This window comes from Nostoc sp. (genome assembly GCF_036916985.1).
In the GTDB taxonomy this organism is placed as follows: Bacteria; Cyanobacteriota; Cyanobacteriia; order Cyanobacteriales; family Nostocaceae; genus Nostoc.
On the sequence record NZ_JBALFD010000095.1, the window covers coordinates 159565 to 175453 of the forward strand.

Below are 15889 nucleotides of genomic sequence, written 5' to 3' on the forward strand. Positions count from 1 at the left end.
CCACAAGAAATATCTACAATTCCAACTTCTCACCGCGAATCGAATAATCTAACAATTCCATCGGGTGAATAACTGAAATCTTCTTACCTTGCAACTGCAAATGTTTAGTAATCTGCAAAGTACACCCAGGATTAGCAGAAGCAATTAACTCAGCACCAGTATTCAACAAATTCTCTACTTTTTGCCGACCCAATTCTTCAGAAACTTCTGGTTGCAGCATATTATAGACTCCAGCACTACCACAACACAAAGCTGCATCTATTGGTTCTCTCAACTTCACCCCGGGAATTTGTCGCAATACCTGACGCGGTTGGACGCTAATCTTTTGTCCATGCAATAAATGACAAGCATCTTGATAAACTAAATTCAAAGGCTTATCGGCTAACGGCGATAGTTTTGTTGTTAAGCCAACAGTTGCCAAAAATTCTTGAGCATCTTTAACTTTAGCGGCAAAATCCTTTGCTTTTTCCCGATATTCTGGGTCATCTTCTAAAATATGCCCGTATTCTTTTAAAGTATGACCGCAACCAGCAGCGTTGATAATTACAAAATCTACATCAGTCTTGGCAAAACTATCAATCATCTGCCTTGCTAAAGCTTTTGCCTGTTCTGTTTGTCCTTGGTGTTCGGGAAGCGCCGCACAGCAACCTTGAGATTTCGGAATCACAACTTCACAACCATTCGCAGTTAAAACCCGTACTGTTGCTTCGTTTACGGAGGAGAAAAATAGTCTTTGGACGCAACCCAAAATTACTCCAACGCGGTAGCGCTTTTCACTTTTAGCAGGAATGATAGTAGGAAAATTATCTTCAAAAGATTTGAGAGTAATTTCTGGCAGAATTGATTCCATTGCTGCCAAACGGGGCGATATTTTATTGAGTAAGCCCGTAGTCCGAAATAATTTGGCAAACCCCAACTTTTGATAAACTAATAACGGAATTAGTAAAACCCGTAAAAGATTGGGATAAGGAAACAGAGAAAAGATCAATTTCCGAAAAAATTGGTCTGATAAACTGCGGGGATAATTCCGTTCAACTTGATGACGAGTTGCAGAAATTAACTTGTCATATTGCACACCAGAAGGACAAGTACTTACACAAGCAAGACACCCCAAACAAGAATCAAAATGTTCTACTGTTGCCGTATTGAGGGCAATTTCACCCTCATTAATTGCATCCATTAAATAAATGCGTCCTCTAGGAGAATCCATCTCCTTACCCAGCACCCGATAACTGGGACAAGTCGAGAGACAAAATCCACAATGTACACAACTATCAATTAACTTCGGGTCAGGCGGATGACTCTCATCAAACCCCTTCAAATTCTTTAAACTAGCCGTATTATTAACAGAATTTTCTGAAACTTGCATATTTCTCTTTTTCCCCTCTCTATCTCGGCGTTCTCTGTGCCTCTGCGGTTCGTTTTCTTAAAACTAAATTCCACCCACAAACCGACCAGGACTTAAAATGTTTTTACTATCAAACTGTTCCTTAATACGGCGCATCAACGGCAAAGCGTTGCCAGTATAACCCCAAACATCTATTTGTTCTTTAATCGTCACTGGTGCTGACAGAATTGTTAAAAAACCACTACTTGCTTGAGTGCGATCGCGCACTATCAAAACTTGATTTTTACTCTCTAATTGTAACAACCCTAAACCACTACTAATATGAATCAAACCCAACTCCACCTGGGTCAAAATCTCCACAGCAGCAGTAGGTAACACTCCTATTTTGCAAGTAATTACCGATTCTGTAGCAGAAGTATGTATTCGTTCTTGCAATCTCTGCCATAGATTAGCTTCCTCACCATCGGCAAAAATTGTCCCATCTAAACCCAACTTTTGCCCAACTTCCAAAACTCGGTTTGACTGTTCTTTAACACTTTCACTAATACTTTGAAAGCGAGCAATTAATCCTAGTCCTTGACCCAACCCTAAACTAGATACCAATTTATTTGATAGCAAATCAGCCTGAACTGGTGTTAACGCCGAACCCCGAAGGATATTAGCCGCTTGAGATACAGCCTCAGCTTTTCCAGTTAGTACCACCGTCCCCGATGCTTCTGCTAGCGGGTACAGACGAAAAGTTAGTTGACTAATAAAGCCTAATGTGCCATAAGACCCAGTAAGCAACTTCATCAAATCATATCCAGCGACATTTTTAACTACTCTTCCCCCAGCTTTAGCAATTTCCCCATCAGCACGCACAAAGGTAATACCTAGTAACTGGTCGCGCACACTACCATAGCGTTGTCGCAGAGAACCTGTATCACCTGTGGCAACAATACCGCCAATGGTTGCCGAATCTGCTGCTGTGGGGTCAAGAGCGAGAAATTGCCGCGACTTTGCTAAAAGTGCTTGCAAATCGGAGAATTTCATCCCAGCTTCTACTGTGACAGTCAAATCGCCAACAGCGTGTTCTATCAGTTGGTTGATGCGTTCTGTACTGACTACAACATCAATACCTTTGGCTAAACCACCCCAGTTGAGTTTACTGCCACTACCACAGGGGAGGACACGCCAGTTATTTGTGTGAGCTTTGGCAATGACTGCGGCTAGCTGTTTTTGAGTGCGAGGATAGACAATACAACTGGGAAACTTCTCAGAAGCTATAGCCTGTTGGATAAGTTTTTGCTGACTAAGTTCGATATTTTCCCAAAGACAAACAGCATTCTCTTCGCCGACGATAGATGCAAAATCAGTAGCGCAGACGGCTTGCGGCCTGTCGTTAGACATTGCTTTCATTGAGTTTATTTTTTTACGCCCTACTTCTAATTTACTGGCTAACCTGACCAAAAAAGCACATTGCCATTAATATACGGTGGCTTCAATATAAAAAGCGATGCCTACGGCGCAAGCCAGCTTGTAATCATCGCTAAATGAAGAGTTGTTCTGCAAGCGATCGTTACTCATTTACAATCAACTTTTTGCAGCAGTCTATAATTTTAACGTTGTTAACGAGTGTTCAACAATATTAAAACCAATAAATTATTAAAATTATATTAAATGCTTAATTAACTATCTTAACTCTCTAGAAGCAGAAGAATATTTTTCTACACTATCTTCAGCAAAGTCCTACCACCTAAGCAATCAAAAGCTAACAATTACCGACTATCGTGATAGAAAGTTGAGCTTTGTTAAAGCTGAATAACGTAAGTTGGACGAATCATATAGTGTCCATTTTAAGAGCGATCGCGCTTCGGTTGGGTAAGGTATTAGTCTTATCCAACCTATAATATTTGAAAGCTTTCAAATATTAGGAAAAAAGTAGTAGATAAGTGAAATTTACTCATCTACTACAGGTAGAGTTAGGAGACATCTGGGATATTTACAATATCTTAATATGGGAAAATTAATAAATTTAAGCGATGAATATTGCTATTTAATTGTAGTTATTGAGAATAAATTTATGTTGATTCATGTTTCTCTGATTAACTTTTAAAAAAAGTAACAGATGGGTAAAAATTACCCCTCTGCTACAAGCAAACGGAGGTATAAACTTGATTATTTAATTGGCATGAACCAATTCTTGAGGCGCTGCGGCATCATAAGCTGCGGCTTTCACAAATTCCTTGAGAACGTCTTTGAGTCTTTGCTCAATTTCCTCATCTAACAAGACACTATTATCAGCTTGTCGTTGAATTTGTTTGTCTACCGCATAAACTGTAGCTAGGATATGCCGCGCTCCTAATTCAGATAATACAGGTTTTAGGGCGTATTCAATTGCCAATAAATGAGCGATCGTTCCACCCAAAGCTATTGGTAACACAGGTTTACCTGTTAATGATTTTTGTGGCAGCAAATCTAGAAATGTTTTTAGCACTCCTGTATAAGCAGCTTTGTAAATGGGGGTGGCAATAATCACACCATCTGCCTTTGCTAATAAAGCTTTTGGCTGTTCTAAAGCTGGGCTGTCGTAACGTCCAAAAACTAAATCTTCAGCAGGTAAATCTCGAACTGAAATAATGTCTACATGCAGGCCTTGTTGTTGTAAAAGCTTGGCAGTGTATTCGACAAGACCGTAAGTTCTAGATGGATGGGTAGGACTACCAGCGATCGCTAAAATATTTGTCATTCAATTAAACTCCCAATTTCTAAAACGGGTTGAGTATGTTTTGTGGTTTTAGTCTGCATAGCTGATGCTGTGTTGACCTTCTCACTCAGACGTTTGTAGGGACGGCGCAAACTCATACTTTCAACTTCCCAGATGTAGCCATGAATAACTACATCCTGGGGAATTAAAGGAGAATTACGCAGTAATTCCACCTGCTGTGTGCAGATTTCATCTACATCGGTAAACGTTTTGATCCATTTGGAAAAAACACCTTTTGGTAGCTTCAATTCTGGCAAAGCAGGATCGATAGTAACTTGATCCACGTCAATACCTTGATTTCGCAATACCTCACTGAGAAAGTCTCCTGATGCTGTCATCATGCCACATTCGGTATGATTAATGACGATGATTTCTTGTGTGCCAAAAAACTGCGTAGTTAACATCGCTGACCGAATTGCATCATCTGTAACTAAGCCTCCAGCATTACGGAAAATATGAGCATCTCCTTCACCAATTCCTAATGCTTTCTCCACAGGTAAACGTTCATCCATGCAAGCTAGCACCCACAAGCGTTTGTTGTTAGGTATTCCCAATTGACGACGCAATGCCCAAGTTTCTTTTTCTGAAATTTTTTGGTCAATTTGTTGGTGCAGCATGGTTGGTAATCTCCTAGTTCTTATTTACTAGGATATGGACGTTGCTCTTTCTTGAGGCTTTTGCTTAGGGAAATCTTCATTCGCCACAATCTCACCAAATGGACTTAAGACATGTTGCTTCTCCACTGTAGGCAGATTCTCTAATGGCAGGTGGGGAAATAGCAGTTCTGCAACTCGATAAGCTTCCTCTAGATGGGGATAGCCAGAGAAGATAAAGGACTCAACACCCAAAGCAGCATATTCCAATATTCTGGCTGCTACAGTTTCGGGATCGCCGACTAAGGCTGTTCCTGCACCACCCCGGACTAAACCGACTCCCGCCCATAGATTTGGACTGATTTCTAATGCTTCACGATTACCGTGGTGGAGTTGAGTCATCCGCTGTTGTCCAACTGAATCCATCCGCGCATAAGCTTTTTGGGCTTTAGCGATCGCTTCGTCATCTACATATTTAATCAATTGATTCGCCGCATCCCAAGCTTCACTTGTGGTTTCGCGCACAATCACATGTAGGCGAATCCCAAACCGCAAAGTCCGGCCTTCTGCTTCTGCAAGTCTGCGAACTGATGCAATCTTCTCGGCTACTTGCGCTGGTGGTTCGCCCCAAGTTAGATAAACATCTACATGTTTAGCAGCAATTTTTTGAGCAACAGGAGAGGAACCGCCAAACCATAAAGGCGGATGCGGCTTCTGAACAGCTGGAAACAATAGTTTCCCATCCTGAATGTTGAAATATTCGCCTTGGAAATTAGCTTGTTCACCACTAGCGATCGCTCGCCATACTGTCAAAAATTCATCTGTTAATTCATAGCGCTGATCGTGATCTAAATGCAAGCCATCTCCCGCTAATTCCACGGGATCGCCCCCTGTCACGACATTTATCAGCAAGCGTCCTTCAGAAACGCGATCGAAAGTTGCCGCCATCCGCGCTGCCACTCCAGGCGATACCAAACCAGGACGAATCGCCACCAAAAAACGCATCCGTCGCGTCAGTGATACCAACGTTGACGCAATAATCCAAGCATCTTCGCAAGAACGACCAGTGGGCAGCAATGCCCCTGTATAACCAAGGTCATCCACCGCTTGGGCTATCTGCCGCAGATAGGGAAAGCTTACTGCCCGTCCACCTGTAGCCGTTCCAAGGTAACGTCCGTCACCGTGGGTTGGGATGAACCATAGTAGCTGCATGAATCTTGTCCTTATAAACTACGGTAAGCCTATAGAAATACCGTGCTTTATTTCTAGCTTTAGAGTATCACATATTCTACTTAAGTAAGCAAGAAGTTTTAAAAAACTCCGGTATTCCTATCACACCAATGTATATTAGGCGGTGTTCAAGAAGCTAGCGATCGAAAAAATTGGGAATTGGGCATTGAAAAGAGGTAGGGGCAGGGTGCGGGGGGCGGAGGGAAAATTCTTCTCCCCAGTCCCCATTCCTTCTGTCTCTCGGAAGAATACACCAATTGCAGGTTTGTGTATATTAGTTTACTTATCTATAACCTTCTGTTAAATTTACCTTAATGTACGCCAAACTTATTAATTTACTGTAGTTAGGTTTTCAGCCATGAACGTGGGTAGCCATCCAGGCAATAGGCGTAAAATTCCGTTCTGTCTCTAGGAGAAATAAGGCAATGGGGCCGATGTTTATTGCTGCCAATGATTGGCCACATATAGCGTTTAGATTGTCTTTGGCGCTCCTGGTTGGTTGCTTGATTGGATTTAACCGTCAGCAAGGGGGTAGACCGGCAGGAATGCGAACATTTATGCTCGTGAGTATGGGAGCAGCACTATTTGTGATGATTCCTTTGCAGGTTGAAGGCGAGAGTCCCTATGCTGCTACCAATGCACTGAGCCGTACAATTCAAGGTGTCGCTACTGGGATCGGATTTCTTGGAGCCGGATTAATTTTACAAGAGTCTCCGAGAAAATCGGCGACGCCAAAAGTAAAAGGCTTAACTACAGCCGCCTGTGTCTGGACTGCGGCCGGGTTGGGGGCTGCAATTGGCTGTGGTTTGTGGCAAATGGGATTATTGGGAGGCTTACTGACTCTGATTACCCTAAGTGGGGTAAAACGCCTCAATCGCGCATTTGTATTTCTGGCAAGTCAGGGTAAACAGGGGAGTACTCAGGATCTAGCAACCACCTCTGATGAGGATGATGATTAACTATCGTTACGCTCAAATGGAAAACTCTACTTGTATTAGAGACTTCCAAATAAAAAAATATTTAATTAACTCTTGTGGGGTGGCCATCTTGCCATAGGTGTCAAGTTTAGCTCAAACTTCCTATGTCAATAAGCATTTATGCTCAAAAACTCGGTTTGAAAGGGACAAAAAACGAACTTTTTCAGGGACTATTAATGCTTTGTTTATTAGCATCACTCCCAGCTTGCGTATAAAAGTTAGAAAAAGTTCACCTTTATACTTCGTTCCTCACAAAACCCATCGTTGACAAATGGGTTTTTACCTTAAGTTGACACTAATGGCAAGATGCCCACCCCACAATATTGGATAATTTGTTGTTTCTTAGCTAATTTTAATCAGTTTATCAGGATTAATTCAGAGCGATCGCTGATTATAGTTATTCATGGAGGGAATTCCGTACTGGAGTTGATTGTCCAGTGAAGCGGAAAATAGAAAATAATAGATATATGGACAAACGGTATTTTTTACAGGCTGGTGCAGTCATTGTCGGCACAGCATTTTTATCAAGGTATATCAATTGGGGGTCACAAGCGATGACAACTTCTCAGAGTGGATTTGAAGTTACTAAACCAGAATCAGAATGGCGCACGATTTTGACGCCAGAACAATTTAATGTATTGCGTAAACATGGAACTGAACGCCCTTACACCAGTCCACTGGATAAGGAATACGACAAAGGCACTTATTATTGCGCCGCGTGTGAATTACCACTGTTTACATCTGATACCAAATTTAACAGTGGTACTGGCTGGCCTAGCTTTTTCAATCCAATTGAAGGTGCGATCGCTGTAACTGTAGATAGGTCGTTGTTTATGACCAGAACTGAAGTACATTGTAGTCGCTGTGGTGGTCATCTAGGTCATGTTTTTGATGATGGCCCTGCACCGACTGGCAAGCGCTACTGCATGAACGGAGTTTCGCTGAAGTTTGTTCCTGCTTGATAAGTTGCTTAGGCGTAGACTGTCCTAAATATCGGACTTACTAACCTAAATCATCCTATTTGCTTGGTTCTTGTTTCTGTTTTTTGTCTTTGGGATCTTTTTTAGGTTTTTTAACTTCTTTGTTACTTTTTCTTTCTTTCGACATCAGTGTTCTCCAACTAGGTTAATTAGTGAAAGCTTCAACATTCTGCCATCAGGGAATCAGGAGGTGGCTTATCTGATATTCTCTTAAAACAAAAAAGAAAGTATCAGATATAAATGCTACTGACTACCATGATACTGTGTTGTTTGATTTTCTTTTGACAACCTTTTTAATCTATTTGAAGCACAATCGCCTTTAGGGTAGCACAGTTAACTGTGCTACCCTAATTATTTACAACGTCGCTACAAGATCCTGCAAGCGATCGCGTCCATCCCGAAAGACTGGCCAACCATCGCCCACTAGTACTGCTTCTACGCGACTCAGTTGAGCCAACCTGCGAACAGAAGCAACAGCCTCTTCTCGATTCAGCAGCTTGTCATCTGGTAATATCGTTAAGCTACCGGCTTTACGTGCCCGGACTAAATCCCCTGTAATTAAAGTTGTTTCTTCTAGTAATAGAGCCAATTCACCAGGAGTTTTAGAACCATTGAGTTCAATCACTTCTAGTCCTGGGACAAATTCTTCACCATCAGATAGCCAGCGATCGCAAGGTAGGGGAAAAGTATCTTTTTCTGCTATGGGCCCAGCTATCTTAGCATAAGTTTGATCGGCTATTTCTTTACTTGCTCTAATATGCTCGGAATTCGTCAGCACAATCCAAACCACACCGCCGAGGGATTTCAGATGATTCCAATCATGGTTTGATAGGGCTACTGGGTCAATCAAGATGTTACCATCTGGCCGAATCCAGGCAATCCCATTGAAATCAATATTTCTTGCCGGATTGAAACTAGACCAGCTATACAGATCGGGACGGTGCAAAGATTTCATGATGATTCTGGATCAGTACTTCGATAATTGACTATTAATCTCAATAATTTAGTATATAGAAATAAGGGCATTGGGGACTAGGGACTGGGGATTGGGGACTGGGGACTGGGGGTTTTACTCAGCACTCAGCACAGTTCTTTAATTTTGTTAGCGCAGCGTAAAGCCTTCTCTTTCAGAGACGCTAACGCGAACGGCATGGCAACTCTTAGCTAGGCGCAGCGTCTCGTAGAGAGCGTCATTTTTAATTGATTTCTCCCCTGGATCTGGAATTTGAGTATACTACGATAAATCTATCGATATTATGATTTTTATCTGGTTTATAGAAATTCCCGCATAATTGCAACAGAGATCAACGGAGGTATAGGGGTGAGTGAAATTAACCGCCAAAAAATATCAGCGAAGGCAGAACAGTTTACAGAGTCAGTGATTCGAGAAATGACGCGGGTGGCACTGCAACACGATGCAGTGAATTTGGCGCAGGGTTTCCCTGATTTTCCCTGTCCCTTGGAGTTGAAACAGGCAGCCTATCAAGCAATAGAGGCGGATGTGAACCAGTATGCCATTACTTGGGGCGATCGCCCATTTCGCCATGCGATCGCTAACAAAGTTCGTTGGTATCTCGGCTTAGATATTAATCCTGAAACCCAAATCACCGTTACCTGTGGTTCCACAGAAGCAATGGCATCTGTGATGCTAGCAACAGTTGATCCCGGCGATGAAGTAATTGTATTTGAGCCATATTACGAAAACTACGGCCCTGATGCGATTTTAGCTGGTGCTATACCCCGTTACGTGACACTCCATCCCCCTCATTGGACATTTGATGAAGCAGAGTTGCGTCAAGCTTTCAATGCCAATACTAAAGCGATTATTATCAACACACCCCACAATCCCACAGGTAAAGTCTTCACTCGTGAAGAACTCACCCTAATTGCTGAACTTTGTCAAAAGTGGGATGTCTTAGCGTTCACTGATGAAATCTACGAACATATTCTCTATGACGGCACTCAACATATTGCCCTCGCTACTCTTCCCGGTATGGAAGAACGCACCGTTACTATTAACGGTCTATCTAAAACTTATAGCGTTACCGGATGGCGAGTCGGCTACATTTTGGCAAATCCCGAATTGACAGGGGCGATTCGCAAAGTCCATGATTTTCTCACTGTTGGCGCACCTGCACCATTGCAACGAGCCGGTGTTGCTGCTATGCAACTGCCACCATCCTATTATGAAGAACTAGCCAAACTTTATCACCAGAAGCGAGACAGTATTTTACAAATTCTAGATCAGGTTGGAATTCCCTATTTCGTTCCCAAAGGAGCCTATTACGTTCTTGCGGATATTTCCAAATTTGGCTATAAAACAGATGTTGAATTCACTTACCATCTGATTAAAAATATTGGTGTTGCTGTAGTTCCTGGTTCCAGCTTTTTCAGTCAACCAGAAAAAGGACATTCGTTAATCCGATTTTGCTTCAGCAAAAGACCTGAGACATTACAAACAGCCAGCGATCGCTTACTAAAATTGCAATCAAATCTACAGCCAATATAATATATTTCTTTTCCTCTCTGATAGAAAATCGAGAGACTAAGATACCCGACTTCTCAAAGAAGTCGGGTATCTTATTGTTTACGAATGATTTAGGACTGCTATATCTTCAAGTTAATATAAGTTAATGAATGCTTTATTTAGGCATTCATTTGTTAAAAAAAATCACATTATTTTCGAGTTAGATTTAACTCTAACTTTCGATACCCAATGTAAAGTTGACTTGCCAAATTAAACCCCACTCTGTAACAGGGGTTTCCAAGCCTTAATGTATAGTAGTCCCCAGAAAAACAACACCAAGCTAGTGTAGAATTAGTTGAAATTTCCGGTAATTATATCGGGATAGTAGCCTTAAAAATTCTGGATTAAAAGCCCCATTGACTCTTTAAAAGGATAGGACTAACGTTATGAGTAGTCCTTTCCAGGACACTATATATACATCAAAAAATCAGGAGGTATTTCCGATGATGATGATGATGATGACTGAAACCATGACTCCAGAAATGCAAACTTGCATGGATGTTTGTATGGACTGTCACAAAATGTGCATGGAAACCATGACTCATTGCATGAGCAAAGGTAGTCAGCACATGGACAAGAGCATGATGAGCATGATGCGCGATTGCTCTGAAATGTGCATGATGTGCATGAACATGATGATGAGCGGTTCTGAGTTCATGGAACGCACTTGTATGCTTTGTGCTGAAATGTGCGATCGCACTGCAATGGCGTGTGAGATGATGAGCGATGACGCCAAAATGATGGAATGTGCTGCCGCTTGCCGTAAGTGTGCAGAGTCTTGCAGAAGTATGCAGATGATGCCCGCATAATTCCACGACAATCTAGCAGAAGTTTCTCTGCAACCTAATATTCAAGCGCTCAGACTCTTTGGGGTCTGGGCGCTTGAAGTAAGGAGCAGGTGGACAAGGTAGACAAGGTAGCAATATCTCTCCCAAGGCTCCCCAAAGCGATTGATTATTTTTTTATTTGGAAGTTCCTAAACTAATTTTTTCAACCTATTAAAGAATTAACCTTAACTTTTATATAAATATCTACTCGATTATCTCCTTAACTTTACTTAAGTTATCCTCATCGACATACTTGAATTTAACTAATAGAGTAAAAGTGTCCTGAAAAACGGATAAGTACAGGACTCAAATAGACCTTTTACAAAGGTTTTAAGCAATCCATCTACAATCAAGGCAACAACCTAACGGGCTGACTTGTAAATGCAAGATATGTCTGATGTGGTCAATTTGTCCTATCAATTTTGTAGTTGTCTAGCGCTAAAAACCATCAATTAGAAGATGAAATTTCAGCTTCTAATTAACCAAAAACATCTCAAAAATAATTCGTAAACAAAGGAGTCTTTATGTCTATTACTTCATACGCCGAAGATATTCTCTCTGATATCTCTTACGATCCCAGCGTGACCACAGAGCCGAAACTTACTACTGACATTCAACCACCTGTAAATGTTGGTACTCTCACAGACATTTCAGGCTGTGTTTCAATTTTTGGGCCACTTCAAATATGCTATGACCTTAATCTCAGTACTCCCAGTGCTGCAATCACACTTAAGGTTGCTGGTATTACTATCATCACAGGTGAAATTAGCCCAGCACATCCCTGCTTAACATTGAAAGGAAATTATTCTGTAGCAAAATGGGACTTGAATGTATGTTTGCGAGTAGCCGAAAAGCGAATTACTTTAGAAGGCAGCGCTTGTGTAACTTTCTCAGGATGTAAGAGTTTTAATATCACACTGTTTCACTGGGGAAACACTGAGTTGTTATCTAATGTTAGTAGCACTCTGCTGACTGGAGCTTTTGTTAATGATAACCAACCACCCCACCATTACATTGTTCAAGGCTTAACTGGCAATGCTGAAGCTAATAGAATATCTCTTTCTTATCAAGGGCCTGTGCCACCACAATTAAGACTGAACCAAACCTATTATCTAGGCTCACATGAACGCAATTTTCCTAATGCAAAATATCTTGGATATGATGGTCAATACCTTCAATTCAGATATTAAAGTAATTAGGAAATATCTAGCGTAGCTATCACCGAAGAGGCAGAGGGGAAGGGAGCTTCTTCGCAGGGGGAGCAAGCCCAACACTCTGCGCCAAGTAAAGCGGAGCATGGGTACGTTCGCGGAGCGTCTCGTAAAGCCTGCGGCATAGCTACGCTTAGGGCGCAGCCTCTCGTAGAGAAGAGAAGCCCCGTCTTTCCAGGGCACTTGAACTGGGTCGGAGTACTCCGTCTCAGTCTTCCCCCTTGCTCCCTGCCCCCTGTTTCTTTTGACCAGAAAAATCCTGGACTCGCACAACGCTTGGATTGAATTTATTAAAAATGTTTGTGGTAAATTGCTTACAATGCACGATACCACAAACTTTTCTTAATTTTCCCTATTTTGTTGCCGATAATCCTCTATCTATACATCTCTGCGTTTATGCCATCAAAATCAACCGTAGAGGATCTAAACGCACATACCAAGGAAAAGGCTGGTCTTTCATCGTCGCCCATTTTTCTTTAAAGACTTCAGCTTGTAGATGATAATCTTGAGAATTCTTGCCAGCCGAATGTAATTTGAGAAACAACGTCATTCTATGGGGCGTTTCACTTGTTCGCACTAACCAGCAGGGAAAGGTATTTTCCTGTGATGAGTCGTTGGTAAAAATGAACTGATGGGCACGAATACCGACGTGAGATAATTCGCTGTTGATTGGTTCTATGACCTGGAGACTACAACCCCAATCAATCGCTTCCATCTGTTGAGATGACTGGAAAACAGCACGGGAGAAGTTTTTGCATCCAGTGAGTTGAGCAACACTCACAGTAGCAGGATGCTCGAAAATATCATATTTGCTACCATAATGAACGGCTCTACCATGCTCCAATACCAACAGGTTTGGGCAAATCCGATAAGCTTCTTCCATATTATGGGTGACAAATAAAGTCACGCCTTGGTAGTCACCTAGAGTTTCTGTCATTTGCTCTTCTAATTGACTACGCAGATGGGTATCAAGTGCCGAAAACGGCTCGTCTAAAAGTAATGCTTCCGGTTGACTTGCTAATGCTCTTGCCAAGGCTACCCGTTGTTGCTGACCCCCAGAAAGTTGGTGCGGATAGCGATCGCCTAATCCCTGCAACTGCATCGCGATTAGTTGCTCCTCTACCTGCACTCGAATGCTCCCAGCAGATAGTTTTTTGGGCAAACCAAAAGCAATATTTTGCGATACACTCATGTGCGGAAAGAGGGCGTAATTCTGCACTAAAAAACCAATGCGGCGATCGCGGCTGGGTAAATTAATTCTTTGTTCTGAGTCAAACAGAACCCTGTCATTTAAAACTATCCGCCCAGTTGTGGGTGTTTCTATCCCTGCTAGGCAGCGCAAAATCATGCTCTTACCTGCTCCAGAACCCCCTAACAATCCCAAGGGTTGCTCATCAGTATTGAAAGCAACTTTTAAATCAAAGCTAGGAAGGATTTTTTCAATGTTGACAAACAATCCACCAGATTCAAAGCTAGATTGCGGAGTATAAAAAATTTCTCCCCCTGCTCCCCGCTCCCTTCTCCCCGCTCTCTGCTCCCCGCTCCCCCCTCCTCTCCTCTTTTCCCTCAATTCTTGCCAGAAGTTGACTGCAATAATTCCAGAGAGAGAAATCACCATAATTGCGATCGCCCAAAACCAAGCCTCGTTCATTGCTCCCGCTTCCACCGCAAAATAAATCGCCATTGGGATTGTCTGCGTTTGTCCAGGAATGTTACCAGCAAGCATCAACGTCGCGCCGAATTCTCCTAAAGCACGGGCAAAAGCGAGCATTGTGGCGGCGACAATGCCGGGTAGTGCTAAGGGTAAACTGATGCGCCAAAAAATTGTAGTTTCATTTGCACCAAGAGTTCTAGCGACTCGCAGCAGATTACCATCTATTTGTTCAAAAGCTCCCAGTGCAGTTTTATACATTAAAGGGAAAGAAACTACTGTGGCTGCGATCGCCGCACCATACCAAGTAAAAACGATGGTGAAGTCAAAAGCCCCCATGAATTTCCCTACAGGGCCATTTTTGCCAAAAAATAGCAGTAACAAGAACCCGACAACTGTGGGCGGTAAAATCAGGGGCGCAATAAAGATACCCTCAATTAACGATTTCCCTTTGCCACGATATCCCAGCATCCAGTAGGCAGCAGCGATACCCAAAAAGAAGGTGATAAATGTGGCAAGTAATGAAGTTTTGAGTGATATCCAAAGAGGCGATAAATCCAATGGCATAGTTGTCTGGGAAAGAATTAGCTCAACTAATCCCTAATTTACCAACTTTAGCTTTAATATATTAGAAAAAGTTGGTAAACTACATCACAATCAAGAGACATCTCCGAAAAAGAATGTAGAGACGTAGCACTGCTACGTCTCTATAAGGGTTCTGGGTAAAGCATCTTTAATTTCTGGAGATGTCTAAGGAAATCCCAAAAACTATCCAAACTTTAAACAAAATTCGCGTTCAGTTGGGTATAAAATATCAGAATTAGATACAGTTTGTTATCATTTGATACTCATCTTCAAACCAACTGGTAAAATTGTTGGCAATTCCCGAAGTGTAAAAACTTTAGCAAACACATCCTGTTAGCAGTATTGAATACTACCGTCAACAGCAAGTGCATCCTCCTCCTACTAACAATCAAAAAAAACCCCAAAACCTTTTCTTAGTATGCGGACTCAAAAGTTTAGGGCAACATTGCGTTGCAATACTCAAGGAATACGATGTTAAAGTCAGCGCCATTGAGGATGTGCAGCCGGAACATTGGGAAGTCCCAGAAGTACCTAACTTACTAGAAAAGTTAATCATAGGAGACTGTCGCCAGCCAAGTGTTTTAGAGCAGGCAGGTATCAGGCAGTGTCGTTCAATACTTTTAGTAACCAGAAATGAGCGGATAAATATAGAAGCTGCCTTTGCAGCACGGCGTCTTAATCCGCACGTCCGCTTGATTGTACGTTCAGACAAACAAAATTTCAATAAACTATTGTGGGAAAATCTCGGCAATTTTGTTGCCTTTGAACCCACTCATCTTTCAGCCCATGCCTTCGCTCTAACAGCCCTTGGCTCTGAAGCTATTGGATATTTCACCTTAGAAGGGCAACTGTTGCAAGTGATAAAGCACCAGGTACAAGCGAAGGATAGCTGGTGTAATGGCAAGCCAGTACATAGACTCAATCTGACAACTCGCCGCATCTTGAGTCATAGACCTATTTCGTCTAACCCACTCAAAGAATTATTTGGCTGGAACCCAGAGGCAGAAGTGCAGGTAGGAGACACGCTAGTTTACATTGATGTGGCATACGATTTAGCTTTCTCTGAGCAACATCGGCAATCTCATAGCCAAAAGTTGCAGTGGCAACAGTTTCTTCAAAGTAAGCTATTCCACATTTAACTTGCAATAGTAATATTGCCCTTATTCTTAACTTTTCTTCCCCATTTAATAATTAACTCTCCTTGATTTAACAGC

13 protein-coding genes are annotated in these 15889 nt (G+C 42.1%); 6 read left to right on the forward strand and 7 right to left on the reverse strand.

Features of this window, described 5'->3' with window-relative positions; all coding sequences use genetic code 11:
- Positions 1 to 13 precede the first annotated feature (13 nt).
- The 5 genes from V7L07_RS30880 to ssuD form a co-directional block, all read right to left on the reverse strand.
- Entirely contained in the window at positions 14 to 1369 is a 1356-nt protein-coding gene (locus tag V7L07_RS30880; RefSeq protein WP_335063188.1) for a (Fe-S)-binding protein, read from the reverse strand.
- Positions 1370 to 1432: 63 nt separating this feature from the next.
- Complete coding sequence (locus tag V7L07_RS30885) at positions 1433 to 2746, reverse strand: FAD-binding oxidoreductase (protein WP_335063190.1); 1314 nt, start codon at positions 2744 to 2746, stop codon at positions 1433 to 1435.
- A gap of 763 nt (positions 2747 to 3509) precedes the next feature.
- Complete coding sequence (gene ssuE / locus V7L07_RS30890) at positions 3510 to 4076, reverse strand: NADPH-dependent FMN reductase (RefSeq protein WP_335063192.1); 567 nt, start codon at positions 4074 to 4076, stop codon at positions 3510 to 3512.
- Positions 4073 to 4711: a beta-class carbonic anhydrase gene (locus tag V7L07_RS30895; protein WP_335063194.1), complete on the reverse strand. Its 639-nt coding sequence runs from the start codon at positions 4709 to 4711 to the stop codon at positions 4073 to 4075. The genes ssuE and V7L07_RS30895 overlap by 4 nt, the downstream gene beginning before the upstream one ends.
- Positions 4712 to 4738: 27 nt before the next feature.
- Positions 4739 to 5899 carry an FMNH2-dependent alkanesulfonate monooxygenase gene (gene ssuD / locus V7L07_RS30900; RefSeq protein WP_335063195.1) on the reverse strand — a complete coding sequence of 387 codons (1161 nt, stop codon included), beginning with the start codon at positions 5897 to 5899 and terminating at the stop codon, positions 4739 to 4741.
- Between the two features lie 443 nt (positions 5900 to 6342).
- On the opposite strand from ssuD, the gene V7L07_RS30905 reads away from it, so the two are divergent.
- Together V7L07_RS30905 and msrB are read left to right on the forward strand one after the other, a co-directional pair.
- Complete coding sequence (locus tag V7L07_RS30905; RefSeq protein WP_335063196.1) at positions 6343 to 6876, forward strand: MgtC/SapB family protein; 534 nt, start codon at positions 6343 to 6345, stop codon at positions 6874 to 6876.
- 485 nt (positions 6877 to 7361) lie between these two features.
- A complete protein-coding gene (msrB, locus tag V7L07_RS30910; RefSeq protein ID WP_179067060.1) occupies positions 7362 to 7856 on the forward strand; it encodes a peptide-methionine (R)-S-oxide reductase MsrB in 495 nt (164 codons plus the stop codon).
- 373 nt (positions 7857 to 8229) lie between these two features.
- On the opposite strand, the gene V7L07_RS30915 is transcribed toward msrB, so the two are convergent.
- Positions 8230 to 8829 carry an MBL fold metallo-hydrolase gene (locus V7L07_RS30915; protein ID WP_179067061.1) on the reverse strand — a complete coding sequence of 200 codons (600 nt, stop codon included), beginning with the start codon at positions 8827 to 8829 and terminating at the stop codon, positions 8230 to 8232.
- 366 nt (positions 8830 to 9195) lie between these two features.
- Here V7L07_RS30915 and V7L07_RS30920 point away from each other — a divergent pair, with 366 nt between their 5' ends.
- The 3 genes from V7L07_RS30920 (at position 9196) to V7L07_RS30930 (ending at position 12418) form a co-directional block, all read left to right on the forward strand.
- A complete protein-coding gene (locus V7L07_RS30920; protein ID WP_335063198.1) occupies positions 9196 to 10383 on the forward strand; it encodes a pyridoxal phosphate-dependent aminotransferase in 1188 nt (395 codons plus the stop codon).
- Between the two features lie 464 nt (positions 10384 to 10847).
- On the forward strand, positions 10848 to 11210 hold the full coding sequence (locus tag V7L07_RS30925; protein WP_335063207.1) for a four-helix bundle copper-binding protein: 363 nt from the start codon (positions 10848 to 10850) through the stop codon (positions 11208 to 11210).
- 542 nt (positions 11211 to 11752) lie between these two features.
- Positions 11753 to 12418 carry a hypothetical protein gene (locus tag V7L07_RS30930; protein ID WP_335063199.1) on the forward strand — a complete coding sequence of 222 codons (666 nt, stop codon included), beginning with the start codon at positions 11753 to 11755 and terminating at the stop codon, positions 12416 to 12418.
- Between the two features lie 415 nt (positions 12419 to 12833).
- Here V7L07_RS30930 and modB read toward each other — a convergent pair whose 3' ends face one another.
- A complete protein-coding gene (gene modB, locus V7L07_RS30935; protein WP_335063201.1) occupies positions 12834 to 14657 on the reverse strand; it encodes a molybdate ABC transporter permease subunit in 1824 nt (607 codons plus the stop codon).
- A 383-nt stretch (positions 14658 to 15040) separates the two neighbouring features.
- On the opposite strand from modB, the gene V7L07_RS30940 reads away from it, so the two are divergent.
- The gene (locus V7L07_RS30940) at positions 15041 to 15814 is read left to right on the forward strand and encodes a potassium channel family protein (RefSeq protein ID WP_335063203.1); all 774 of its coding nucleotides are present in this window, start codon (positions 15041 to 15043) and stop codon (positions 15812 to 15814) included.
- The last annotated feature ends 75 nt before the right edge of the window (positions 15815 to 15889 follow it).

Bases quoted from the DNA above. Each gene is read 5' to 3' on its own strand.
- V7L07_RS30880 (WP_335063188.1), bottom strand. From the start codon at position 1,369: ATGCAAGTTTCAGAAAATTCTGTTAATAATACGGCTAGTTTAAAGAAT.
- msrB (WP_179067060.1), top strand. From the start codon at position 7,362: ATGGACAAACGGTATTTTTTACAGGCTGGTGCAGTCATTGTCGGCACA.
- V7L07_RS30895 (WP_335063194.1), bottom strand. From the start codon at position 4,711: ATGCTGCACCAACAAATTGACCAAAAAATTTCAGAAAAAGAAACTTGG.
- V7L07_RS30905 (WP_335063196.1), top strand. From the start codon at position 6,343: ATGGGGCCGATGTTTATTGCTGCCAATGATTGGCCACATATAGCGTTT.
- ssuE (WP_335063192.1), bottom strand. From the start codon at position 4,076: ATGACAAATATTTTAGCGATCGCTGGTAGTCCTACCCATCCATCTAGA.
- V7L07_RS30885 (WP_335063190.1), bottom strand. From the start codon at position 2,746: ATGAAAGCAATGTCTAACGACAGGCCGCAAGCCGTCTGCGCTACTGAT.
- modB (WP_335063201.1), bottom strand. From the start codon at position 14,657: ATGCCATTGGATTTATCGCCTCTTTGGATATCACTCAAAACTTCATTA.
- V7L07_RS30915 (WP_179067061.1), bottom strand. From the start codon at position 8,829: ATGAAATCTTTGCACCGTCCCGATCTGTATAGCTGGTCTAGTTTCAAT.
- V7L07_RS30930 (WP_335063199.1), top strand. From the start codon at position 11,753: ATGTCTATTACTTCATACGCCGAAGATATTCTCTCTGATATCTCTTAC.
- V7L07_RS30925 (WP_335063207.1), top strand. From the start codon at position 10,848: ATGATGATGATGATGACTGAAACCATGACTCCAGAAATGCAAACTTGC.
- ssuD (WP_335063195.1), bottom strand. From the start codon at position 5,899: ATGCAGCTACTATGGTTCATCCCAACCCACGGTGACGGACGTTACCTT.